The organism is Leucobacter luti (genome assembly GCF_004217175.1).
GTDB lineage: Bacteria > Actinomycetota > Actinomycetes > Actinomycetales > Microbacteriaceae > Leucobacter > Leucobacter luti.
Map to the genome: position 1 here is coordinate 154,364 of NZ_SHKI01000005.1, position 23,483 is coordinate 177,846.

Genomic DNA, 23,483 nt, shown 5'->3' on the forward strand with positions numbered 1-23,483 from the left:
TGAGGGGATGACCGGGAGCGCTGGGTACGATCTGCACACGCACTCCGTGCACTCCGACGGTACGACGCGACCGGCGGAGATCGCGGCTGAGGCCGCCGCGATCGGGCTCGCCGGCTTCGCGCTCACCGACCACGACACGATCGGCGGCTGGGCGGAGGCGCGCGCGGCCGCGGCCGCTGCGCGCGTCGAGTTCATTCCCGGCATCGAGATCACGAGCCAGCACCGCGGCCGATCCCGGCACCTGCTCGGGTACGGGATCGACCCGGCCGCGGGCGAGCTCTTCGCCGCGCTCGACGTGGTCCGGGCCGCCCGGCTCGACCGCGCCCGCGAAATGGTGCGCCGGGTGTCACGCGACTACGCGATTCGGTGGGAGGACGTGGTCGGCGAGGAAGACGCGCGCACGGTGGGCCGGCCGCACATCGCGGACGCCCTCGTCGCATCCGGCTACTTCGCCGACCGCACCACCGTGTTCGAGCGGGTGCTGCATCCCCGCTCCGAGTACTACATCGGCACCTACGCAATCGAGACCGACGACGCGATCCGGATGGTGCGCGCCGCGGGAGGGCGGGCGGTGCTCGCCCACCCGGCGGCCACCCGGCAGCGGCGCCCGGTCAATGCGACCGAGCTCTCCGAGCTCGCGACGGCCGGCCTCTGGGGCGTCGAACTCGACCATCCGGAGAACCGGCCTGAGTGGCTGCCGCCCCTCGTCGCGGCCGTCGCCCAGCTGAGCCTTGAAACGACCGGGGCGAGCGACTACCACGGCGCCGGGAAGGCAAACCGCCTGGGGGAGCGCCGCACCCTGGCCGCCGTGGTTGCGCGCCTCCGCGCCGGGCTCACCACCCCCGCGTAGGCGCGCGCACGCGTGACTCGCGACTCGTGCACGCGCGACCCGAGAGCGCGACTCGCGACTGGCCCGCGTCCGATTCGCCCGGCCCGGCTCGCGAGTGGCCGCGACTCGACCGGCTAGCCGATGAACTCCGCGACGCGCGCGTTGAACGCCGCCGGCGCGGTGAGAAAGCCGGCGTGCACCGGGATCGTGTCGAACTGCGCGCCCGGCAGGTTCGCTGCGACCCAGCGCTCGGCGTCGCTCGCCCACGCGTCCTGCGCCACGAAGAGCAGCGGCTTCCCCGTCGCCGCGAACGCCGCGGCCGGACCCGACAGGTCGGTGGCCAGTCCCTCGACCCCCGTGATGATCGCGATGTGCTCCGGCGTGCGTGCGCCATCCGCGATGAGCCGGGCGACCGCGGGCTCCGCGGCGGCGGCGTCAGCTGCGACGCCGAGCGCGTCCGCCGCGATGTACTCGAGGAACCCGGCACGGTCGGTGCTCAGGAACTTCACGTAGGCGGGCAGGCCCTCGTGCGTGAGCGCCGCTTCGCCCCACTCGGCCGGGTTCGCCGGGTCGAACGGCACCCGCGGCGGCTCGTCGATCAGGATCAGCCGGGCGACGCGCTCGTCCCCGAACTGCTCAAGGTATGAGAGCACGTCGAGCACACCGAACGACCATCCGGCGAGCGTCACGCCGTCGAGTTCGAGCGCCGCGATCACGGCGGCGAGATCGCGCCCGCGCTGCGGGAAACTGTTGCCCGTGAGCGGCTTGCTCGACTCGCCGTGGCCGCGCGGGTCGATCGCGATCACCCTGGCGTGCTGAGCGAGCTCGGTGAGCTGGTGCACGAACACCTCGGCCGAGAAGTTCCACCCCGGAACGAAGATGACCGGCGCCCCGGATCCGGCGCTCAGCACGCGCAGCTCCACGTCTGGTGCGACGCGCACGCGCTGGCTCGATACTGACGCTGGGAGTTCTGGGAAGTCGATGCTCATGCGGTCAGCGTATGCGCCGATCCGCGGCCGCGCACCCTCTGTGTCGCGGCGTGACGCCGCGACGCAGCCGCGCCCTACTCGGTGATCTCGCTCGGGCTGTTGACCGACACGGTGAGGTGCGTCGTGACGTGCTGCACCAGGGCACCGACGCCGATCCAGCCGTTCGCGGCTGTTGCGAGCACCGTCGCCAGGTCCCCGTCCAAGCGGGTCGCAAAGTGGTCCGATCCGGCGACCACGCCGGCCGCGCGCGCGTCCTCGATCGCGGCGTAGATCGGGCCCATGTGGTCGCCCGTCGCCCCGCCGTCGAGCAGCGGATAGAGCGACCAGTGCGCGCGTGCCCGCACCCCCGTGGCCGCAAGCTCGACCGGCGCGGCGCCGAGCGCGGCGACACCGGCCGGGAGTTCGCAGGCGAGTTCGCCGGGGCAGCCGCGCGAGAGCAGGATCGCCGCGGACAGGTGCGCGCCGCTCCCCGCCGCCCCGGCGATCACCTCGCGCAGAAAGTCGAGCACGCGCTGCTCGGGGCCGCCGACAAACGTGGAGATGTCGTTCGTCTCGATCGTGAGCCCGGCCTGATCCGCCGCGGCAAGCGCGTCGAGGATGATTCGCACGTAGTCGGAGTCATACACCGACAGGGTGAAGCGCGCGCCCACCCCGTACTGGCTCGGCGTCATCCGCGCGGCTGGCGCCACGGGGCCGGGATCGGTCTGGGAATCCGTGCCGCGGGCGGCGTCGCGTGTCGTAGTCACGGGCACCACCATAGACGATGGCGCGTGCCCGGCGTCGCGTGCCCGGCGCCGGGTGTGTGGACGGCACCCCGCGCCCCGTCTGCTACGGTGTGGAGCACACGGGAGTCCGGTAGGCCGGGCTGAGAGGAAAGTACTCAACTTTCGACCGTCGAACCTGATCTGGATCATGCCAGCGCAGGGAGACACTCTTCAACACCCGTGCCCCTCAACGACTGAAAGGGCACGCACATGCGTCACCACACCCATGTCTACGCACGCCTCATCGCGTCCGCCGCCGCGCTCGCCGCGGGAGCGCTCGCACTCGCGGGCTGCGCCGCTCCCGGCGCAGCGGCCCCCGGCGGTGACGAGGACCTCGTCCCGGTCACGTTCGCCCTCGACTGGGCGCCCAACACGAACCACATCGGGCTCTACGTCGCGGAAGCGGAGGGCTACTTCGCCGACGCGGGCCTCGACGTGGAGATTCTGCCGTACGGCTCGACCCCGGCGAGCCAGCTCGTCGCTGCCGGCGAGGCGGACTTCGGGATTGGCGGCCAGTCGGGCGTGCAGATGGCGCGCACCGCCGGGCTCGACGTCGTCTCCGTGTACCGGATCACGCAGACTGACACCGGCCGGCTCGTGGTGCTCGGCGACCGGGACGATCTCACCCGGCCGCGCGACCTCGACGGCCTGGTCTTCGGGGGCTTCGGCGCCCCGCTGTTCGCGGCGCTCGCGACCTCCACGATCCAGGGCGACGGGGGCGAAGGCGAGTTCGAGGAGGTGGTGCTCGATACCGGCGCGTACGAGGCGCTCTCGCAGGGCCGGATCGACTTCACGCTCTCGGTCGCCACGTGGGAGAACCTGCAGATGGAACTCGATGGGCACCCGTACCGCGCGTGGCGCTACCAGGACTTCGGTGTGCCCGAGCAGCAGTCGACCGGGATCATCTCGAGCGACGCCTACCTCGCCGCGCACCCGGACGAGGCCAGCGCGTTCGTCGCGGCGGTGGCACGCGGCTACGCGTTTGCCGCGGAGCACCCCGACGCGGCCGCGGACGCCCTCATCGCCGCGAACCCGGACACGCTCGGCACGGCTGAGGAGCTCGTGCGCCGCAGCGTGGCACTCATGGCGGAGGACGGGTACCTCGTGTCGCGCGAGCGCCCGATCGGTGCCGCGGACCCGGCGGCCTGGGAGGAGTTCGGCGCGTTCCTGTTCGACGGTGGCTTCCTCACGAACGCCGCGGGGGAGCCGGTCACCGAGGAACCCGACTGGTCGACGTACTACGTCGACGAGCTGTCCTAGTGCCCGTGGCGCGCGCTGAGGTGTCGGCGCCGGGGCGGCCGGGGCCGGGCGCGGGGAAGCGGCCCGCGCGATCCGGTGCGGGTGCGCGATCCGGTGCGGGTGCGCGATCCGGTGCGGCCGCGGCCGTGGTCACCGCGGTCGCCCCGCCGCTCATCGCCGCCGCGCTGCTGCTGGGCGGCTGGCAGGCGGCGACCACCGCGGGGCTCGTGCCGCCCGAGCTGCTCCCGGCGCCGACCCGCGTGGCCGCCGCGGGATTCGCCGAGCGCGACGCGCTGCTGCGGCACCTGCTGCCGACGCTCGCCGCCACGCTCACCGGATTCACGCTCTCCGTCGCGGTCGCGTTCGCGGTCGCCACGCTGCTCGATTTCTCGCGGGTGCTGCGCCGCGCGATCCTGCCGCTGCTCGTGGTGAGCCAGACGCTGCCGCTGATCGCGCTCGCGCCGCTCGTGGTGCTCTGGTTCGGCTTCGGCCTGCTGCCCAAGATCCTGCTCGTCGCGTTCGTCACGTTCTTCCCGATGGTGGTGGGGCTGCTGCGCGGCTTCGCGGCCGCCGAACCGGAGGCCGAGCACCTGCTGCGGTCGATGGGCGCATCGCGGTGGCAGGTGTTTCGCCTGCTGCGCCTCCCGGCCGGGATCCCGTCGTTCTTCTCGGCGCTGCGGATCTCGATCACCTACGCCGTAGTGGGCACCATCTTTGCCGAGTACGCCGGCGCCGTCTCCGGCCTTGGCGTGTACATGCAGTCCGCGAAGCACGTGTTCCGCACCGACCTGGTGCTCGCGGCAGTAGCGCTGAGCTCGGCGCTGACGCTCGCGCTGTTCGGGCTCGTCGCCCTCATCGAGCGGCTCGCGATTCCGTGGCTGCGCGTCGAGCAGGGGGGCGCGCGGTGAGCGCGCTGTCGCTGCGCGGCATCGGTGCAGCGTTCGGCGAGCACGTGGTGCTCGCGGACGTCAGCTTCGACGTCGCACCGGGCGAGATCGTGTCGCTCGTGGGGGCGAGCGGGAGCGGGAAATCGACGCTGCTCGCGCTGCTCACCGGGGCGCTGCGGCCGAGCGCGGGGGAGATCCACCACGGCGGTGTGCTCCTCGATCCGGCGGCGCCCGGGCGGGAGCGGCCGTTCGCGTACATGCCGCAGCGCGACGTGCTGCTGCCGTGGCGTCGGATCCTGGACAACGCGGGCATCGGACTGGAGGTTGCCGGGGTGCCCCGCCGGGAGGCGCGCGAGCGTGCCGGGGCGCTGTTCGGCCCGTTCGGGCTGGCTGGCACCGAGCACCGGTACCCGAGGCAGCTCTCCGGCGGGATGCGGCAGCGCGTGTCGTTTCTCCGCACGGTGGTGCAGGGCAAGCCCGTGCTGCTGCTCGACGAGCCGTTCGGTGCGCTCGACGCGATCACCCGCGACGAGCTGCAGCGCTGGCTGCTTGACATCTGGGAAGCGCACGGGTGGAGCGTGCTGCTGATCACGCACGACATTCGGGAGGCCGTGCGACTGAGCGACCGGGTGCTCGTACTCGCGAGTGATGCGGGTGGGATCGCCGGCGAGGTGGGCGTCCCGAGGTCGCTCCCGCGCGGCGACGGGTTCCTGCTCGATCCGCGCGCGCCGCAGCTCGAGGCGCGGCTGCACGGGTTGCTGCGGGCCGCGAGCGGCCCCGAACGCGACAGCGCGGGGCCCGGCTCAGCCGGACCCCGCGCTCAGTCACTCGTGCGCTAGGCCGCGGGGGCCTCGCTCGGCGCCGCGCTCTCAGCCGCGGGTGCCCCGCTGGCCGGGGCGCCGGTGCCGGCTTCGCCGCCACCCGACCCGCCGCGCCGGCGACGGCGCCGGCGCCGGGGCGCCTCGCCCTCGGTCACCAGGGGAGCGCCGGGCTCGCCGCCGCCTTCCGCGTCGTGTCCGTGCTGCTCGTGGCTGTGCACCTCGTGGCGGCCGCGCCCCTGCGGGTTCGCGTCGCGGGTGCGGCGGCGTGCCTGCCCGCCCTCGCCCGAGCGCTCCTCGCGTGCGCCCTCACGAGCTCCGCTGCGTGAGCCGCCGCGCGAGCCGCGATCGTTTGCGCCGCGAGCCGCGGCCGGGCGCTCCTTGACGGGGGTCGCCTTCAGGCGGCCCTTCGCGCCCTCGGGGATCTTCAGATCCTCGAACAGGTGCGGCGACGAAGAGTACGTCTCGACCGGCTCGGGGACACCGAAGTCGAGCGCCTTGTTGATCAGCGCCCACTTGTGCAGGTCGTCCCAGTCAACAAAGGTGACGGCGATGCCCGTGCGACCCGCACGCCCGGTGCGGCCCACGCGGTGCAGGTAGGTCTTCTCGTCGTCGGGGACCGTGTGGTTGATCACGTGGGTCACATCGTCGACGTCGATCCCGCGCGCGGCAACGTCGGTGGCGATCAGGATGTCCTTCTTGCCGGCCTTGAACGACGCCATCGCGCGCTCGCGCTGCTCCTGGTTGAGGTCACCGTGCACCGCGGCAGCGTTGAACCCGCGGTCGGTGAGCTCCTCGGTCAGCTTCGCGGCGGCGCGCTTGGTGCGCATGAAGATCACGGTCTTGCCGCGGCCCTCCGCCATCAGGATCCGGCCGATGACCTCGTCCTTGTCGAGCGAGTGCGCGCGGTAGACGATGTGCTCGATGTTTGCCTGGGCGAGTCCCTCGTCCGGGTCGGTCGCCCGGATATGGATCGGGTTCGACATGAACCGCCGCGCGAGCGTGACGATCGTGCCGGGCATGGTGGCCGAGAACAGCATGGTGTGCCGGATCGGGGGAGTGAGCGAGAACAGCTTCTCGATGTCGGCGAGGAAGCCGAGGTCGAGCATCTTGTCCGCCTCGTCGAGCACCATCTCGCGCACGTGCGCGAGGCTCAGGAGACGCTGGTTCGCGAGGTCGAGCAGGCGGCCGGGGGTGCCGACCACGATCTGCGCGCCGGCCTTCAGCTGCTCGATCTGGCCCTCGTACGCCTTGCCGCCGTAGATCGACACCACGGTCGCGTCGCGGTTCTTCGCCGCGAGCTGGAGGTCCTCGGTCACCTGGACCGCGAGTTCGCGCGTCGGAACCACGATGAGCGCCTGCACGCCGGGCTCGGGCGACGCGCCGATGCGCTGCAGCAGCGGCAGACCGAAGCCGAACGTCTTTCCCGTGCCGGTCTTCGCCTGGCCGATGATGTCCTGACCCGTCAAGGCGAGGGGGATGGTCTGCTCCTGAATCGGGAATGCATCGATGATGCCCTGTTCAGCGAGTGCGTCAACCATGTCCTGGTCGACGCCGAGTTCGATAAATGTCGTCACGTGTGCGTCCTTTAACGGTGTGTGCGGTGCTGCGCGCGGTGTCAAAGGCGCAGCGGCCGAGCGCTCCTTCGGCGTCGGCGGTGAATACGTACAGTGTGCAGTCTATTCGCGCGCGCCCAAAAACTCGGGAAGTGATCGGGATTTCCCCGCGGGGCGTATACCTGTGTCCGCGCGCTCCGACGCTAAGCTGTCAGAGTGTTCGAGTGGATCCGAGGGCTGCGCCGCAAAACTGCCCCGACGCGCAAGCTGCGCTCTCGCGGTGATGGGGCCGATACCGAGCGCGTTGAACTCTCGGAGTTCGCGCCCGGGATCCTGCCGTTCCTCGGGCTGACCGCCTACCTGCAGCTTGAGCTGTACGAGGCCGCGACGCGCGCCGTATCCGGCGCTCCGACCCTCGAAGCGAAGAACGTGCTCGCCGAGATTGCCGGGCAGACGCTGTCGAAGCATCAGCTGCTCACCACCGAGATCCGCGACCGCGGCCACCAGCCGCACACCGTGATGGAGCCGTTCTCGCCCGTGATCGACGAGTACGTGGAGCGCATCGAGACGCCCGACTGGCACCAGCACGTGCTCTCGCTCTACCTGGTGGGCGGGCTGTTCGACGACTTCTTTGCCACCCTGGCGGGCGGTCTGCGCGACGGGTACCGCACCGAAGCGATCCGGATCCTGAGCAACGACACCGGCCGCGCTGAGCTGAAGGCGCTCCTCGAACAGCAGCTCGCCGAAGACGAGGCGCTGTCGAGCTGGCTCGCGCTCTGGGGGCGGCGGCTCGTGGGCGACACGCTGCTCGTGTCGCGCGCCGTGCTGACGCTCAGCGAGCACCGCGAGTTCAACGCGAGCGAGGTGGAGCCGGTGTTCACCGAGCTCATCGCCGATCACATCCGTCGCATGGACGGGCTGGGCCTCACCGCCTAATGGTGCCGCTTGTGACCACCCCGCGCTGCGACTACTTCGAGGCCGGGCGCTGCCGCTCGTGCGCACTCATCGAGACGCCGATCGCCGAGCAGCTCCGCGCAAAAGACGCGCGCTGTCGCGCCCTACTGCCCGCCGTGCCGGCCGAGGCGTGGCTGCCGATTGTCTCCGGCGGGGAGCGCGACTTCCGCAACAAGGCCAAGCTCGTGGTCGGCGGCACCACCGGCGACGTCACCCTCGGGATCCTCGGCCCGGGCGGCGTGGGCGTCGACCTGCGCGACTGCCTGATCCAGGAGCCCGGGATCCGGGCCGCGATCCCGCGCCTGGCACAGTTTCTCAACGGCACGGGCCTGCCGCCCTACGACGTGCCGCGGCGGCGCGGCGAGCTGAAGTACGCCCACGTCACGGTGGCGCCCTCGGGCACGCTCATGCTGCGCTTTGTGGTGCGCACTGACCACGCGCTCGGCGTGCTGCGACGCGCGCTGCCCGAGCTGCGGGCCGCCGTGCCCGAGGCCGCCGTGATCTCCGTGAACCTGCTGCCGGAGCACGTCGCGCTGCTCGAGGGGGAACGCGAGGAGCCCCTGCTCGGCTCGGCGCTCACCATGGACCTCGGCCTCGCCGCCGCGCCGGAGCAGCCGCCCGGATCCGGGATCGCGCTGCACCTGCTTCCGCGGAGCTTCTTTCAGACGAACACGGTCGTGGCCCGCGAACTCTACGCGCAGGCGGCCGAGTGGGTGGCCCGCTTCGACCCGGCCTCGATCTGGGACCTCTACTGCGGTGTCGGCGGCTTCGCGCTCGCCTGCGCGCCGCGGGGTGGTGGTGCGGGTGCTGGTTCTGCTGGTGCTGCTGGTGCTGCTGGTGGCGCGGGGGCTGGTGCTGCCTTGGCGGCTGGCGCTGGTGCTGCTGGTTCTCCCGAGGCGGGCGAGCCGGCCGGCGCCGGTGTGCGTCGCGTGCTCGGTGTTGAGGTCTCCGAGGAAGCGGTGCGGTCGGCCCGTCGCAGCGCGGCGGACGCCGGGATCGACGCGGAGTTCGTCGCCGCGGACGCGACCGCGTTCGCGCTCGGCGCCGCGCCCGGCAGCGTGCCCGAGCTCGTGATCGTCAACCCGCCGCGGCGCGGGATCGGCGCGGACCTCGCCGCGTGGCTCGACGGCTGCGGTGCGCAGCGCGTGATCTACTCGAGCTGCAACCCAGACAGCCTCGCGAAGGACCTCGCGGCGATGCCCGGGTTCGAAGTGCGCGAGGCGCGCGTCTTCGACATGTTCCCGCACACCACGCACCTCGAGGTGATGGTGCTGCTCGAGCGCGCCGCCCCGGCTGCCTGAGGCGTTCGCCCGCGCGCCGCGCCGCCGCCGCCGCCGCCCCGCCCCGCCGCCGCCCCGCCGGCCCGCCCCCGCGCCCGCAGATCCGACCCCTGAGCGCGGTTCCGACCCGCTACTTCGCGGCCTGGCCCCGGTGGCGCGGGTCGGATGTGGGCAAACGGGTCGGATCTGTGCGCGGTGGGGCGCCCCGGTGGGTGCCGCGGGGCGCGGCACCGCCGCCGCGGCGGGTGCCGCGATCGGCGCGCTACGCGTCGGCCGGACGAAACTCCGGGGTGCCCCACACGCCGGGCTCGGTCAGCGGTGCCCAGTCGAGCGCCACGCCGCCCGGCGCTACCTCCGCGATGCACACGAGGAGCGACTGCGTGGGGTACCCGTGTGGGTGGTTATCGCGGATGATCGCGCGGTCGTCCTCGCGGCTGATCTCGGTGGTCCGGGCGAGCAGGGCCAGCCACTCGGCGCGCCATGCGTCGTCGGGCGCTCCCGCGAGGGCGCGGAACTCAGGCAGCCAGCGGGCGATCCTTGAGGAGGCCGGATCGTCGACCTCAAAGTGATCGACCATGTGGATCCCGGGGGGGAGTGCCTCGCGGCGCAGCGCGTGCCCGTCCCAGGACGCCACCTCCACGCCGCCGCCGCTCCCGCCAGCGGCGTCACTGCCGGTGGTCACCGACACCCGCGTGAACGCGGCGGTGCGCGGCGGATCAGTGAGCGGCGCGCCCGCGATCGCGTCGAGCACGAGCCCGCCGCGTGAGGCGAAGCCGCCCACGGGCTCCGGCACCTCAGCGCCCCGGTTCAGGACGACAGCGAGTCGCCCCGGAGCGTGCGCGTACGCCAGCCAGGCACCGTTCGCGCGGCGATCCCGCACCCCGACGGTGTCTGGATGCGTGTCTGGCCACCACCGGCCAGGGGGATCCCACGCTCGGGCGGGATCTTCGTCTCGAACGGCAAGGACTCGGATGCGGTCTGCCGGGCCACTGGGAATCTCAACAACCACGGTACACATGGGGCCGAGTGTAGCCATTTCGGATCAATTCCGGAGAAGCGTGGGTACTGATGCGAGGATGGGGGCGTGAACATTGTGCTGGGAGTCAGCGGCGGGATCGCCGCCTACAAGTCGGTTGCCCTTGCCCGCCTGCTGGTTGAGGCCGGGCACGAGGTCCACGTGGTGCCCACCGCGGACGCGCTGCGCTTCGTGGGCAAGCCCACCTGGGAGGCGATCAGCCGGCACCCGGTGACCACCTCAGTCCACGAGGACGTGCCGGAGGTGCGGCACGTCGCGCTCGGGCAGCGCGCTGACCTGGTGGTCGTCGCCCCCGCCACGGCGAACACCCTCGCGCGGATGACCGCTGGCCTCGCCGACGACCTGCTCGGCACCACTCTGCTCGCTACGCGGGCGCCCGTGCTCGTCGCGCCCGCCATGCACACGGAGATGTGGCAGCACCCCGCCACGCAGGACAACGTCGCGATTCTTCGCGCGCGCGGGGTTGTGTTCGTGGGGCCGGAGAGCGGGCGGCTGACCGGGGACGACTCGGGGCCGGGCCGCATGAGCGAGCCCGCAGCGATCTTCGACCGCGTGGCTGCGATTCTGGCCGCCGGGGTGGCGGAAGAGTCTGCCGACGCGGCGGGTGTTGCGCCCCCGACTGCGCCCTTCGGAGCGGGCGCCGCGGCCGACGCAGAGCCCGTTGACGCAGAGCCCATCGGGGCCGAGGCGGCGAACGCCGCCGCGGAGGCGTCGGCCGCGGAGCCCGCCGCCGAGGGCGATCTCGTGGGCCTGCGCGTGCTCGTCACCGCCGGCGGCACGCGGGAACCGATCGACCCGGTGCGGTACCTGGGAAACCGATCGAGCGGGAAGCAGGGCGTCGCCGTTGCGGCCGCGGCGGCTGATCGCGGAGCGAAGGTCGTGTTGCTTGCCGCGAACATCGACGACGCGGTGCTCGCGGAGGTGGCGGATCGCGCTGCCGTGCGGATCGTGCCCGTGGGCACCACCGCTGAGCTTGAGTCCGCCGCGCACGCCGCCGCCGCGGGTGCCGAGGCCGTGATCATGGCCGCCGCCGTTGCCGATTACCGAGTTGCGGATGTTGCTGACGAGAAGCTCCGCAAGGAGGATTCCCCGGGCGCCCCGCCGACCCTCACCCTCGTGGAAAACCCGGACATCCTCGTGGGCCTGGTGCGCGAGCGCCGTCCGGGGCAGGTGATCGTCGGCTTTGCCGCCGAGACCGTGTCGAGCGAGGACGAGCTGCTTGAGCGCGGCCGCCGCAAGCTGTTGCGCAAGGGGGTGGACCTGCTTGCCGTGAACGCTGTCGGGTGGGCCGCGGGGTTCGAATCGGCGGACAACGACATTCGGGTGCTCGACGCGGACGGGACCGTCGTGGCGGTGGCCGCCGGGTCCAAGCGCGAGGTAGCCGAGCGGCTCCTGGACGCGGTGCGTCACGAGATTGACGCCGCCGCGCGCTAGCTCGCGCACAGCACTGAGGCCCCGGATCGTGGGATCCGGGGCCTCAGTGCTGTTGCTTGGCGGTGCGGCTTAGCTGACGAAGCCGACGCGGCGGCCGGCTTCGCCGCCGAGCTCGACGTACGTGACCGAGGCGGCGTTGACCAGGTACTGCCGACCCTTGGTGTCGACGAGTGCGACGAGCTCCGCGTCCTTGGTGACGGCCGCCTCGAAGAGCGCGCGCACGTCGTCGGCGGTCGCGTCGGTTTCGAACGCGAGCTCGCGGGGTGACTGCTTGATGCCGATGCGAACTTCCACTGGGGCCTCCTCGAGTGTGTGGCACGGGGCCACTGAGATCTGAACTGCTCCGAGTCTATGGCGACGGGCTGGGTCGCTGCCCGGATCTGGGGCTCCGTTCGCCGTGAGCGCACCCGGGCGAGGCCGGGGTCGCCCGGGGCGGTACGGAGCACCCCGGCTCTGTGGGGCGCTCCGTACCGCAGGCCCTACCCCTGCGCCGGGGCGAGGGTGAGCTCATCGGTGGCGCGCGCCGTGACGGCCTCCGGGGAGAACGCCCACTGCACCTGCTCGCCCCGGGTCCAGCCGTCGGTCTGGTCGGTGTAGTTCGGATGGAACGCGTGCCCGCTCGCGCCCGTGAGGTTTTGCCAGGTCGAGGCGTCCCAGTCGGACGCGTCGATCACCATGCGCATCGACGGGACCGTGGTGGTCGCGTAGCCCTCGTCGTCGAGCCCCCAGCCGGTGGCATTCACCACCCCGGAGCCGCCGCCCACTGGGTACGGCCCGCGGTTGAACAGCCACTCGATCGGCGCGATACCGCTGGTGCCGAAGGTACCGTTGGTGAGCGTGATCGCGTGGAGTTCGCCCCAGTTCCAATTCGCCGGATCGGTGCCCTGCAGCTCGCCGATCTCGGCGACGGCCTGCTCTGCCGCGAGCCGGAGCACCTCCTCCTGCGTGGCGGCCTCACCGTTCGCGGAGCTGCGCCACCAGTCGGACTCTGGATCGTCGAGGAGGAGCTCAAACACGCGGGCGAAGCGAGACTGATCGTCTCGGGGGATCGGCACACCCTGCTCGTCGGTGAGCTGCGCGGTGACCCGCTTCCACAGGACGTTCGCGAACGCGGCGGCCGCCGAGTCTGCGTCATTCTGCCCGTCCCAGTCGGCGAGGAGCTGCAGCGCCGCGGTGACCTCGTCGCTGGTGCCAGAGATCCCCGCATACGCCCGCTGTAGCGTGGCCGCCCCGGGGAATTGGTTGTCCATCTGGATTTCGGCCATGTCGACCGCGGAGACCGGTCCCGCTGAGATCCGTTCGTCGAGCAGCTCGGCGATCCGCGCGGCGCGGTACCCGTAGTCCCAATCTCGGCTGAGAAAGTACTCGTAGTCGTCCGTGACGATCGCGTTGTTCGCGGTGACGATCACCCCGGACGCCGGGTTGTATGTCATCGGCTGATCCTCGAACGGGATGAATCCTTGCCAGTCGTACGCGCTGTCCCAGCCCGGCTGGGGCAGCCAACCGTCGCCGGCGCCGCGGATGGGAAGCTTGCCGGGCGCCTGGTACCCGATGTTGCCCTCGGGATCCGCGTAGATGAGGTTCTGCGCGGGCACATCGAACTGTGAGGCTGCCAGCCTGAAATCGGCAAAATTCTCGGCCAGATTGAGCGTGAAGATCGCCTCGGCGGTGCGGCTGACATCGAGCGCGGTCCAGCGGAGACTGAGGGCGTACTCGCCAGGCGGGACATCTGACTCCCCGTCGGCGGGGTCGAGCGCCGCGCTCGACGCTGCGTCGCCCGCGGAGTCGGTCGTCGCCCCACCCGCAGCCGGCGCGCCGACCCGCGGATCCGCCGCGATCTCCGTGAAACTCGATTCGAGGCCCGAAACGATCGGCCCGTGTCCGGTGGAGCGCACTTCAAGCTCGACCGGGTCGCCCCCGGCCACCGTGATGGTCTCCGAGCGTGTCTCGAACGGGTGCTTGGTCCCGTCTTGCCAGTAGCCGTCGTCCTCCACCCGCTCGACGTAGAGGTCAGCCACGTCGGTGGTGAGGTTGGTGAAGCCCCAGGCAATATCTTGATTGTGCCCGATCACGATCCCGGGGAGGCCGGAGAAGCTGTACCCGGCGACATCGAACGGGCACTCGGGGCTGACCGTGGCGCAGCGCAGCTGCATCTGCGTCCAGACGGAGGGGAGCGCGGCACCCAGGTGCGGGTCGTTTGCGAGGAGCGGTTTGCCGGTTGTCGTGTGCTCGCCCGACACCACCCAGGAGTTCGAGCCGATGCCCTCGCCCTGACCGCCCACGAGCGCGTCGACCCGCTCAAGCAGCGCCCCGAGCGCGGTGCGGCCCGTGGTTGCCGGGGCCGGGGCCGCCAGCGTGCCGGAGGTGACCGCGGAGCCCGCGGGATCGTCGGCGAGGATGACCGGGTGCTCGTCGAACGGGTACCCGGGATACAGCTGCGCGAGCTGATCGGCGCTCAGCCCCTGCGCCTGGAGGGCGCGCGCGGTCTCGTCCTCGATGTTGGTGCGCAGATCCCACGCCATGGCCTTGAACCAGGCGACTGAGTCGGCCGGCGTCCACGGCTCGGGCTCGTACTCGGCGTTTTGGAGCCCCAGTACCGTGTATTCGAGCGAGAGCCCGCCGCCCTGGCGCTCAGCGAGGTACGCGTTCACACCGGCGGCGTACGCCTCGTAGAAAGCGCGCACCCCCTCGGGGAGTGCCGCGACCTCCGCCTCAGCGGTGCGGTGCCAACCGAGGGTGCGCAGGAACGAATCCGTGCCCACCTGCGATTCCCCGAACAACTCGGAGAGCCGAGCGCTCGTGAGGTGCCGCCTGAAGTCCATCTCCCAGAAGCGATCCTGAGCGTGTACGTAGCCCTGCGCCGTGAACAGATCGCTCGCGCTCGCCGCAGTGATCGTGGGGATCCCCTGCGAGTCGCGCGTGACGCTCACGGTGGACTCGAGTCCGGCCACGGTGAGCTGACCGTTTGCCTGGGGGAACGCCCGGGTGACTACCCACACGCCGAGGCCGCCGGCCAGGAGCGCGAGCACGATCACGGCCGCGAGGAGCCACAGCAGCACGCGCGCGAACCGGCCCCTGCGAGGGGGCCGAGCCGCGGGCGGTGAGCTCGGCGGCGCGGCACCCGGGGGCGCGGCCGGCGGACGCAGTTCGGGCGCGGTAACTGCCATGTCGTGATCCTCCACTCTGAGGGGTGCGGGTGAGGCCCGCGAGCTGGCAGAGCCTTGCCGCGGGGCGTGGTGCGAGTCTTGCATGACCCACCGACACCGGGTGCAAGGAGTCTTGCACGAGCGGCGCGTGGGGCGCGATGCGGTGTGAGGAAACCACAGCTCCGCGGCAGTTTTTCGCGCGTCGGTTGCGCCGAGAACACAACGGTGTCCGAGGTGCTCAGTAGGCTTGCCGCATGCGCTCTTTCGACCCTTCCCAGTCCCGGGTTCTCGACCTGGATCCCACGCGCCACGCGCGCGTGCTGGGGGCTGCTGGGACGGGGAAGACGCGGGTACTGCTGGCGGCGTTTGCGCGGGTACTCGGCCAACCGGGGTGGGGCGAGGGGGACGCGCTCGTGCTGGCGCCCAACCGCCTGGTTGCTGCATCGCTTCGAGCGGGCGTTGAGCGCGGGTTGGGCCGCGCGTTTGGGGGCACCCCCGTGCGCACCGCCACCTCACTGGCGTTCGCGTTGCTGGGCCGAGCCGCCTCGCTCGAGGGCCGCGAGGCGCCCCGGCTCCTGACCGGCACGGTGCAAGACGAGGCGATCGCGGAGGTGGTTGCCGCCGGCGTCGCCGAATCGGACGCCGGGATCTCCGGTATCCCGACGGAGGTGCTGCACAGCCCCGCGTTTCGCGCGGAGCTGCGTGAGCTGTGGCGCGTGTCCGACGACTTCGGGATCGCGCCGAGCGCGCTCGTGGCGCGGCTTGGTGAGCTCGGGGCGGCCGCCGCGAGCGAGGCATTCGCGCGGGTGCCGGATCCGGAACTGAGCGCCCGGTGGCGCGACGGCTTTGGTCTGATCGACGCGGTCGCTGCTCGGCTCGGGGCCGAGCGGCCCGACGAACTCAGTGCGAGCGGGCTCCTCCGCGCGGCGGCCGCGGCGGTGCGGCGCGACGGTGGGCGGCGCGGATCGCACACCACCGCGCAGCTGCCGGTGCCGCGCTTGATCCTGGTCGACGACGCGCAGGAGCTCGGAGAGGGGGAGCTCGCGCTCCTCGCGGCCTGCGCCGATGTGGGCACCGCCATCTGGGTGTTCGGGGATCCGGATCTGGCGACCGGCGCGTTTCAGGGCGAGCGCACCCGGGTGCTCGCGCGGCTCGACGACGAGCTCGCGCGGCGCAGCGAGGCGGGGCCGTCACTGCGCGATCAAGCCGCCGCCCAGCTGGTGGTGCTCGACACCGCACACCGGCATGGGCCCGGGCTGCGGAGCGCGATCAGCGGCCTCGCGGACCGCGTGGGCGCCGCGGAACTGGGGGAGCAGCGTGCCGCGCAGCCGCGCGCAGCGCGACCCGAGGATCCGGATCCGGCCGTGCAGTTCGCCGTGGTCGACTCCGGCGCCGAGCAGCTCGGAGTGATTGCGCACCGGTTGCGCGCGCGGCGGCTCGGGCTCGGCGGAACGGCCCCCGTGCCGTGGAGCGAGATGGCGGTGCTGTGCCGCAGCCGCCTGGAAGCGACGCGGGTGGCCCGCGCGCTCGCGGTGCATCAGGTTCCCACCGGGATCGCCGCCGGTGGCATTGTGCTGCGGGAACACCAGATCGCTCGGGAGCTGGTGCGGGTGCTGCAGCACGTGCTGGGCATTCGGGCGCTATCGCCCGAGGAGCTGCTGGGGCTTGCCGGAGGCGCGATCGGCGGCCTCGACCCGGTTGCGCTCCGCCGGCTCCGCGGCGCGCTCCTGCTGCAGGAGCGGCGCGAAGCGCGGGAAGAAGAGCGCGCGGCGCGGGAGACCGACGAGATCGTTGCGGACGCGGTCGCGTTTCCCGGGGCGACACCCGTGGTCGACAGCGCGGGTGGGCGCGTGCTGCGGCGGCTCGGGCTCATTATTGCGGCCGCCGCGAAGGTGCACGCGGCCGGGGGTACACCGCGCGAAACGCTGTGGGCGATCTGGGACGGCACGAAGCTCGCGAGCGATTGGCAGGCCGACGCGCTCGACGGTCGCGGCGCCCGCTCAGACGACGCGCACCGCTCGCTCGACGCGGTGCTGGGGCTGTTCTTCGCGCTGCAGCGGCACGAAGAACAGGACAGCGCGCAACCGGTGGCCGAGTTGCTCGACGAGCTGCTCACGAGCGCCGTCCCCGAGGACTCCCTTGCACAGCGCAGCCAGCGCGCCGCAGTGACGGTCACGACCCCGCAGGGGGCGTTGGGGCGCGAATTCGCGATCGTCGCGATCGTCGGGCTGCAAGACGGGTCCTGGCCCAACCTGCGAGCTCGCGGTTCACTGCTGGGCGCCGCGGCGCTCGAGCGGTGGCTGCGCGGCGAGGAGGCGGTGCCGCCGTCGCGCCGCGACACGATCCACGATGAGCTCCGCCTCCTCGTCCACGCGTGCGCCCGGGCGAGCGCTGAGCTGCTCGTCGTAGCAGTGTCTGACGAGGATCAGCACCCGAGCGCGCTCTTCGGGCTGGGCCGCGACTATCGCGTCACGGGGCTCCCGAGCTCGCGGCTGACACTGCGCGGGGTCACCGCGGCGATGCGGCGGCGGCTCACGAATGATCCGGCCGATCCGGTGGCACTGCGGGCCCTCACAGAGCTCGCACGCGCCGGCGTCGCTGGCGCGCCCCCGGACGAGTGGTACGGCGTGCTCCCGCCGAGCACCTCCGCGCCGCTGGTGGATCTCGACGGGGATCCGGAGGCCGCGGTGTCGGTCAGTCCGTCCCAGCTCGAGCGCGCAGAGACGTGCCCGCTCGATTGGGTCATCGCGCACCTCGGGGGGAGCACCGGGAGCGTGCAGGCAAACCTTGGCACACTCGTGCACCACGCCCTTGAGACCGCCCAGTCGAGCGACGCCGATGAGCTGCTCGCCGCCGTCATGTCCGAGTGGCGCAAGCTCGAGTTCGATGCGGCGTGGGAGGCTGTGCGCGCTGAGCGACTCGCCGGCGCGATGACCCGGGGGCTCGCCGCGTACCTGCGCGAGTTCGAAGCGTCGGAGCGCACCCTGATCGGGACCGAGGCGAGCTTCGCCGCGCCGATCGACCGAGCGGTGCTGCGCGGCGTCGCTGACCGGCTCGAGCGCCGCGTCACCGCGGACGGCGAGGGCGAGGTGACCGTGCTCGACCTCAAGACCGGGCGGACACCGCCGAGCAAGGTGCAGGCCGAGACCCACGCTCAGCTGCGCGCGTATCAGCTCGGCGTTCGGCTCGGGGCCTTCGACACCAGCGACGAGAGCGCCGCCCCCGAGACCCGCAGCGGTGGGGCGCGGCTGCTGTACGTGCACCCCGACGCGACGAACGGCGGCGCGTTCATCGAGCGCGTTCAAGAACCAATTGATGACGCGACGATCGCGGAGACGGAGGAGCGGGTGGCGCAGATCGCGCGTGTGATGGCGGCGGGCGAGTTCACCGCCAGGGTCGAGCACCACTGCTCGGATCCGCACCAGCCGGGCAACTGCCGGCTGCACATTATCCCGGCGGTGAGCCAGGGATGAGCGCCGCACGCGAAACCGCAGCGGGCGGCCAGATCGTCTTCTCCGCGGGGCGAATCGCGGAGCTGCTCGCCGTGCCCCCCGCACCACCGCTCACCCCCACGTCTGAGCAGCGCGCGGTGATCGAGCAGGCCCTTGGCGGCAGCACCCTCGTGGTCGCCGGCGCGGGCAGCGGGAAGACCGAGACCATGGCGAACCGCGTGGTCTGGCTCGTCGCGAACGAGCTGGTCGCACCAGACGAGGTGCTGGGGCTCACCTTCACTCGCAAGGCCGCCGGCGAGCTGCGCGAGCGGATCACGGGCCGCCTCGCGGTGTTTATCGACCGGCTGCGCGACGCCGCGGAGCGCGGCACGCTTGCGCCTGCCGAGCTCGCGGCAGCCGGACGGCTCGACGCGCTGCTCTCGGACGGGCTCGAGATCCCCGAGGTGAGCACGTACAACTCGTTCGCGGCGGGGGTACTCCAGGAATTCGGCATTGCCGCGGGGGTGGCCCCGGGCGCGGCCGTCATCGATGAGGCCACCGCCTGGCGCCTGGCGCGCGAGGTGGTGATCGGCAGCTCCGATCCCGAGCTGGCGGTCAGCGATACGCGCACGCCCGAGCTGATCCGGCACCTCCTGAACCTCGACCACGCCGTGGCCGACAACCTCACCTCGCTCGACCGCGTCGACCAGGTGGTTACGGAGTTTGGCCGCGTGGTCACGCTGCCGTACACGGAGAAGGAGATCGGAGGCGAGCCGAGCGGCAAGGTGTACGCGCCCGTGCGTGATGCCGTAGCCGCCCTCGCCGAGACACCGCTGATCACCCGCCTGGCCAGAGAGTACGCGGCCGCGAAGCAGGAACGGGGCCTGATCGAGTTTCCGGATCAGCTGGCCCTCGCCACCCGCGCGCTGGAGCACTCGCCCGACGCGATCGCCGCACTGCGGCGCCGGCACCGCGCGGTGCTCCTCGACGAGGTACAGGACACCTCGGTGGGGCAGACCCGATTCCTCGCGATGATCTTCGCGGGCTCCTCGGTGATGGCGGTCGGTGATCCGCACCAGTCAATCTACGGCTGGCGCGGCGCCTCCGCGGAGGGCCTGCGCTCGTTCCACGGAGATTTCGCGGAGCGCTCGCGGGGGAGCGGCGGGCACACGATGCCACCCGCCACGCTCACTCTCTCCACGAGCTGGCGCAACCCTGGCCGGGTGCTCGACGCCGCGAACGCGATCGCCGCGCCGCTCGCCGCCACCTCCGCGATCGCCGTGCCGCAGCTCGCCCCGCGCCCCGGCGCCGGGGCCGGCACGGTCGACTGGGCCTACCCGGAGACGGTGCACGAGGAGCGCGCGCTCGTCGCCGCGTGGCTCCGGGACGCGCGGGCTGAGCACCTCGCCGCGCACGGGGAGCTTCCCACCGCCGCCGTGATCTTCCGCACCAGACGCCACATGGCCGCGTTCTCCGCGGCGCTCAGCGAGGCCGGCGTGCCCAACCGGATCGTGGGCCTCGGGGGGCTCCTCACCACGCCGGAGGTCACCGACGTCGTCTGCACGCTGCGGGCGCTCTGGTACGCGGACGCCGGAGGCGACCTGATCAGGCTGCTCGCTGGGCCGCGATTCCGGATCGGTGTGGCGGATCTCGCCGGCCTGCGAGACGCGGCCCGCTGGTTCGCGGAGCGAGACCTCTCCCAGCAGCCGCTCTCGGACGCCGACCGCGCCGACGACCGTGTGCTGCAGGATCCGGATCGCCGCTTCACGCTGCTCGACGCGCTCGATCAGATCGCCAACATGCGCGATCTCGACCATCGAGCGCTGCGCAGCGTCAGCGCCGCGGGGCGAGACCGGCTCCGAGACGCCGGGCGCATGCTCGCCACCCTGCGGCACAGCGTGGGCGGCGACATCGGGGAGCTGATCGGCGCGACCGTGCAGGCGCTTCGTCTCGACATCGAGCTCGACGCGAACGAGGCGCGCGAGCACGCGGGCACCTCCTCCGCCCACGCGAATCTCGACCTGTTCGGGAGCCTCGTCGACGCCTACCTCGCCGTGGACTCCCGCGGTACGCTCGCCTCCGTGCTCGAGTGGATCGAGCGGGCAGTCGAGGCGGACGAGGCGGCCGAGCACGTCGCCGCACCGGTTCCCGGCACCGTGCACCTCATCACGGCACACGGCTCGAAGGGGTTGGAGTGGGATCTGGTCGCCGTGCCGCGGCTCGTCGCGGGGGAGTTCCCCGGCTCCGCCCGCAGCGGGGCAGGCTGGTTGCGCACCGGTCAGATCCCAGACGAACTGCGCGGTGACGCCGCCGCCCGCCCCCAGCTCAACTGGCGGATCGCCGAGACGCAGAAGGAGCTACGCGACCGCATCTCGGAGTACAAGTCTGAGCTGCAGGACCGGCACGCCGAGGAAGAGCGCCGCCTCGGGTACGTCGCGATCACGCGCTCCGCCGACCGCCTGCTGCTCAGCGGCTCGTTCTGGGGCGGGCAGACACGGCAGCGGCCCCCGTCGCCGTTCCTGCTGGAGCTCGTGGAGGCCGGGCTTGTTGCCGGGCTCCCCGAGGCGAGCGCGCACGAGACCGATCCGAGCGAGACCGCCGAGCTCACCGCGCAGTGGCCCCTCCCGCCGCTCGGCGCCCGCGAGGACGCGGTGCTCGCGGCCGCGGCCGCGCTGCGTGCCGCCCTCGACGCCCGCACCGCGGACGCCGCTGCGGAACCCGCCGCCGCGGAACCCGCCGCCGCGGAACCCGCCGCCGCGGAACCCGTCCCCGCAACCGAGCGCCCCGCCGGGGTCGCAGCTTCCGCCGGGGTTGCAGCCCCCGCCGGAGCCGCGGCTCCCGCCGAGGGTACCGCCGCCGTCGGGGGTGCCGCGACCGCCGGAGCCGCGGCTCCCGCCGAGGGTGCCGCCGCCGTCGGGGCCGACACCGCGCTCGACGAGACGGTGGCGCTCCTCCTTGCCGAGCGCCGCGCGGCGCAGGGGGAGCCGGCCGGCTCGCGCACAGCGGAAGACCTGCCCGAGCGCATCACTGCCTCCTCGTTCCACGAGTTCGTCGAGGACCCCACGAAGGCGGAACGGCTCAGGCTGCGCCCGCTCCCGCAGCGCCCCTATCGCCGCACCCGGGTGGGCAACCGCTTCCACGAGTGGGTGGAGCGGCGCGCCACCACGGCGATCGGCGGCGCACTCCCGCTCGCCGGCTTCGACGAGGCGAGCGCGGGTCTCGTAGCTCCGGCATCGGACGGCGCCGACGGCGAGTTCGCCCCCGGGGCTGACGAGGCCGAGCTGCAGCCGCTCATTGAACAGTTCGAGCGCTCGCGCTGGGCGCTGCTCGCCCCCGTTGCCGTCGAGCTCGAAGTGACGCTGCCGTTCGCCGGACGAACCCTCGTGTGCAAGCTCGACGCGGTCTACCGGCAGACCGAGGACCGCGGTGGCGCGGAGCGCACCGAGATCGTCGACTGGAAATCCGGGCGACCGCCGCGGACCGACGCCGAGCGCGAGTCGCGGTTCTTTCAACTCGACCTCTATCGGCACGCGTACGCGCAGTGGGCGGGCATCTCACCCGAGCTCATCGACGTCTCGCTGTTCTACGTCGCGGAGGGCACCGAGCTGCGCAGCGGTGCCCCGCGATCGCTCGCCGAGCTCGAAGCGATCTGGCTTGCGGCCGCCGGCCGGCTCAGCGGTTCAGCGTGACCACGGCTTCTTCGTGGGGCGCGCGGCGCCTCCGGGCAGCTCGTCATCACTGTACGGCTCAGTGAGCTGATCGTCGACGCTCAGCGGGGCAGACGCGTCCCGGGGGCCGGCCGCGTCCCGGGGCGGGTGCGCACCACCGGGCGTCGGGGTGGGGGCGGGCGCCGAGGCCGTGCCGGATTTTGCGCCGAGGTCGAGCTCGAGCTCGGCGAGGTCGAAGTCCGGGACCACGCCCGTGTCCGCGCGCAGCGCGGCGAACTCCTCGTCGTCCGCGGCCGGCGACGCCGCGGGGGCGGGCTCGCCATCCGGGTCCGGCAGCGGATCGATGAAGTCGGTTTCGTTCCCGAACATCCGATCCTCGTCGAGCGCCTCAACCGCCGCGGTCTCCGACAGGTGGCTCGTGACAGCGGGGGTCTCCTGCAGCAGAGCAGCGACCTCGCTCTCCCGCAGGGGAGTCCGCTCCTGCGACGCGGCGAACGCCATGCTCAGCGGTCCGCCCACCCCCACCATGCGGTCGAGCATTGCCACCGCGTCATCGACGACCGACTGATCGTGGGCCTCGGCGCCGTGCAGCAGCCAGCGGGCCACCTCAAGCTCGCTGTAGAGCGCGGCGCGAGTGCGAGTGTGGGCAAGGGATCCCGCGTTTCGCAGCCGAGAGTAGCGGACGAGCACGCCCTCGAACACGTCGCTGCCCGGGGCGTACAGCCACGCGAGGTCGGCTGCGGGGTCCCCGACGGCGAGCTCCGCCCAGCCGATGACCCCGCTGATCCGATCCTCGGACACCCGGAACTGGTCCGCGTCGAGCGAGCCGTGCACCGTGGTGGGCGCGAAGTCCCAGAGCTCCGCCGCCTCAACGGTGCGCTGCCAGCGCTGCAGCACCGTCTCGGGGAGCATCCGCGTGGCCTCGGCCCGGTCGATCAGGCGCGTTGCGGCCAGGCGGAGATCCTGCGCGGTCGATACGGGCAGCCCGCCGCCCTGCGGCACGCTGAGCGGGAGATTGTGGATCGCGGCGATGGCCTCGGCGATGGGTTCAACGAGCAGTGCGTCGTCCGAGAGATCCGCGGCGTCGAAGCGGTCGCCGTCGACGAGGGTCATGACCACGGCGCGTGTCTCGCCGGCGCGAGTCATCCCGAGCGTCTCGGGCACCGCGAACGGCAGTCGACCGCGCGGGCCCTCCGTGAGCGCAGCGAGCCCGAGCACTGTCGCCGACTGCTGCACCTCCGCGGCTTGCGTGCGGGGGACGCGCACGAGCAGCTCGGCGTCTTCGCTCACCACGACCGCCTCGGCAAACTGTGGGTCCTCGTCGTGTTCGCGCACTCCGAACACCGTGAGACCCGGCACCGCCGACGTAGCGAGCGCGGCTAGAGTGAAAGGGATGGAGGCCATGTACATCAGGGTATGCAGGGCGGGGGCGACGGCGGTCACGCCACGCGC

16 protein-coding genes and 1 riboswitch are annotated in these 23,483 nt (G+C 72.4%); of the genes, 9 read left to right on the forward strand and 7 right to left on the reverse strand.

The genetic code is table 11. The features are described from left to right. Positions 1–7 precede the first annotated feature (7 nt). Positions 8–850 (forward strand): PHP domain-containing protein, encoded by an 843-nt coding sequence (locus tag EV139_RS09865; RefSeq protein ID WP_130454172.1) that lies wholly within the window; start codon positions 8–10, stop codon positions 848–850. Between the two features lie 113 nt (positions 851–963). Here the strand turns inward: EV139_RS09865 and EV139_RS09870 are convergent, their stop codons facing one another. Continuing rightward, positions 964–1,818: an alpha/beta fold hydrolase gene (locus EV139_RS09870; RefSeq protein WP_130454173.1), complete on the reverse strand. Its 855-nt coding sequence runs from the start codon at positions 1,816–1,818 to the stop codon at positions 964–966. A gap of 74 nt (positions 1,819–1,892) precedes the next feature. Then, positions 1,893–2,564 (reverse strand): YkoF family thiamine/hydroxymethylpyrimidine-binding protein, encoded by a 672-nt coding sequence (locus tag EV139_RS09875; protein ID WP_241989016.1) that lies wholly within the window; start codon positions 2,562–2,564, stop codon positions 1,893–1,895. A gap of 88 nt (positions 2,565–2,652) precedes the next feature. Beyond that, positions 2,653–2,763, forward strand: a riboswitch (TPP riboswitch). A 29-nt stretch (positions 2,764–2,792) separates the two neighbouring features. On the opposite strand from EV139_RS09875, the gene EV139_RS09880 reads away from it, so the two are divergent. The 3 genes from EV139_RS09880 to EV139_RS09890 are packed head-to-tail and all read left to right on the forward strand — an operon-like array spanning position 2,793 to position 5,547. Beyond that, a complete protein-coding gene (locus EV139_RS09880; RefSeq protein WP_237464350.1) occupies positions 2,793–3,842 on the forward strand; it encodes an ABC transporter substrate-binding protein in 1,050 nt (349 codons plus the stop codon). After that, positions 3,842–4,729, forward strand: coding sequence for an ABC transporter permease (locus tag EV139_RS09885; protein WP_241989017.1), 888 nt, complete (start codon positions 3,842–3,844; stop codon positions 4,727–4,729). Before EV139_RS09880 ends, EV139_RS09885 begins: the two co-directional genes overlap by 1 nt. Next, a complete protein-coding gene (locus EV139_RS09890) occupies positions 4,726–5,547 on the forward strand; it encodes an ABC transporter ATP-binding protein (RefSeq protein ID WP_130454175.1) in 822 nt (273 codons plus the stop codon). The genes EV139_RS09885 and EV139_RS09890 overlap by 4 nt, the downstream gene beginning before the upstream one ends. Here the strand turns inward: EV139_RS09890 and EV139_RS09895 are convergent. Next, positions 5,544–7,103: a DEAD/DEAH box helicase gene (locus tag EV139_RS09895; protein ID WP_420029108.1), complete on the reverse strand. Its 1,560-nt coding sequence runs from the start codon at positions 7,101–7,103 to the stop codon at positions 5,544–5,546. The two genes, EV139_RS09890 and EV139_RS09895, sit on opposite strands and share 4 nt — an antisense overlap. A 195-nt stretch (positions 7,104–7,298) precedes the next feature. On the opposite strand from EV139_RS09895, the gene EV139_RS09900 reads away from it, so the two are divergent. Together EV139_RS09900 and EV139_RS09905 are read left to right on the forward strand one after the other, a co-directional pair. Further along, positions 7,299–8,018, forward strand: a complete 720-nt coding sequence (locus tag EV139_RS09900; protein ID WP_130454176.1) for a ferritin-like fold-containing protein — start codon at positions 7,299–7,301, stop codon at positions 8,016–8,018. Positions 8,019–8,020: 2 nt separating this feature from the next. Further along, positions 8,021–9,337 carry a methyltransferase domain-containing protein gene (locus tag EV139_RS09905; RefSeq protein ID WP_241989038.1) on the forward strand — a complete coding sequence of 439 codons (1,317 nt, stop codon included), beginning with the start codon at positions 8,021–8,023 and terminating at the stop codon, positions 9,335–9,337. Between the two features lie 241 nt (positions 9,338–9,578). Here EV139_RS09905 and EV139_RS09910 read toward each other — a convergent pair whose 3' ends face one another. Then, positions 9,579–10,334, reverse strand: a complete 756-nt coding sequence (locus tag EV139_RS09910) for an NRDE family protein (RefSeq protein ID WP_130454178.1) — start codon at positions 10,332–10,334, stop codon at positions 9,579–9,581. Between the two features lie 66 nt (positions 10,335–10,400). On the opposite strand from EV139_RS09910, the gene EV139_RS09915 reads away from it, so the two are divergent. Continuing rightward, positions 10,401–11,786: a bifunctional phosphopantothenoylcysteine decarboxylase/phosphopantothenate synthase gene (locus EV139_RS09915; protein WP_130454179.1), complete on the forward strand. Its 1,386-nt coding sequence runs from the start codon at positions 10,401–10,403 to the stop codon at positions 11,784–11,786. A 69-nt stretch (positions 11,787–11,855) separates the two neighbouring features. On the opposite strand, the gene EV139_RS09920 is transcribed toward EV139_RS09915, so the two are convergent. Beyond that, positions 11,856–12,080 carry a DUF3107 domain-containing protein gene (locus EV139_RS09920; protein ID WP_130454180.1) on the reverse strand — a complete coding sequence of 75 codons (225 nt, stop codon included), beginning with the start codon at positions 12,078–12,080 and terminating at the stop codon, positions 11,856–11,858. A gap of 185 nt (positions 12,081–12,265) precedes the next feature. Next, entirely contained in the window at positions 12,266–14,953 is a 2,688-nt protein-coding gene (locus EV139_RS09925; RefSeq protein WP_130454181.1) for a penicillin acylase family protein, read from the reverse strand. Positions 14,954–15,186: 233 nt separating this feature from the next. On the opposite strand from EV139_RS09925, the gene EV139_RS09930 reads away from it, so the two are divergent. After that, positions 15,187–18,405 (forward strand): UrvD/REP family ATP-dependent DNA helicase, encoded by a 3,219-nt coding sequence (locus tag EV139_RS09930; protein WP_130454182.1) that lies wholly within the window; start codon positions 15,187–15,189, stop codon positions 18,403–18,405. Further along, entirely contained in the window at positions 18,402–22,052 is a 3,651-nt protein-coding gene (locus tag EV139_RS09935; protein WP_130454183.1) for an ATP-dependent DNA helicase, read from the forward strand. Before EV139_RS09930 ends, EV139_RS09935 begins: the two co-directional genes overlap by 4 nt. Here EV139_RS09935 and EV139_RS09940 read toward each other — a convergent pair. Beyond that, on the reverse strand, positions 22,044–23,435 hold the full coding sequence (locus EV139_RS09940; RefSeq protein WP_130454184.1) for a phosphotransferase: 1,392 nt from the start codon (positions 23,433–23,435) through the stop codon (positions 22,044–22,046). The two genes, EV139_RS09935 and EV139_RS09940, sit on opposite strands and share 9 nt — an antisense overlap. Positions 23,436–23,483 lie beyond the last annotated feature (48 nt).

What these genes read in the sequence shown, in the direction of transcription:
- EV139_RS09925 (WP_130454181.1), bottom strand. Translation starts at nt 14,953, where the DNA reads ATGGCAGTTACCGCGCCCGAACTGCGTCCGCCGGCCGCGCCCCCGGGT.
- EV139_RS09940 (WP_130454184.1), bottom strand. Translation starts at nt 23,435, where the DNA reads ATGGCCTCCATCCCTTTCACTCTAGCCGCGCTCGCTACGTCGGCGGTG.
- EV139_RS09935 (WP_130454183.1), top strand. Translation starts at nt 18,402, where the DNA reads ATGAGCGCCGCACGCGAAACCGCAGCGGGCGGCCAGATCGTCTTCTCC.
- EV139_RS09865 (WP_130454172.1), top strand. Translation starts at nt 8, where the DNA reads ATGACCGGGAGCGCTGGGTACGATCTGCACACGCACTCCGTGCACTCC.
- EV139_RS09910 (WP_130454178.1), bottom strand. Translation starts at nt 10,334, where the DNA reads ATGTGTACCGTGGTTGTTGAGATTCCCAGTGGCCCGGCAGACCGCATC.
- EV139_RS09930 (WP_130454182.1), top strand. Translation starts at nt 15,187, where the DNA reads ATGCGCTCTTTCGACCCTTCCCAGTCCCGGGTTCTCGACCTGGATCCC.
- EV139_RS09870 (WP_130454173.1), bottom strand. Translation starts at nt 1,818, where the DNA reads ATGAGCATCGACTTCCCAGAACTCCCAGCGTCAGTATCGAGCCAGCGC.
- EV139_RS09880 (WP_237464350.1), top strand. Translation starts at nt 2,793, where the DNA reads ATGCGTCACCACACCCATGTCTACGCACGCCTCATCGCGTCCGCCGCC.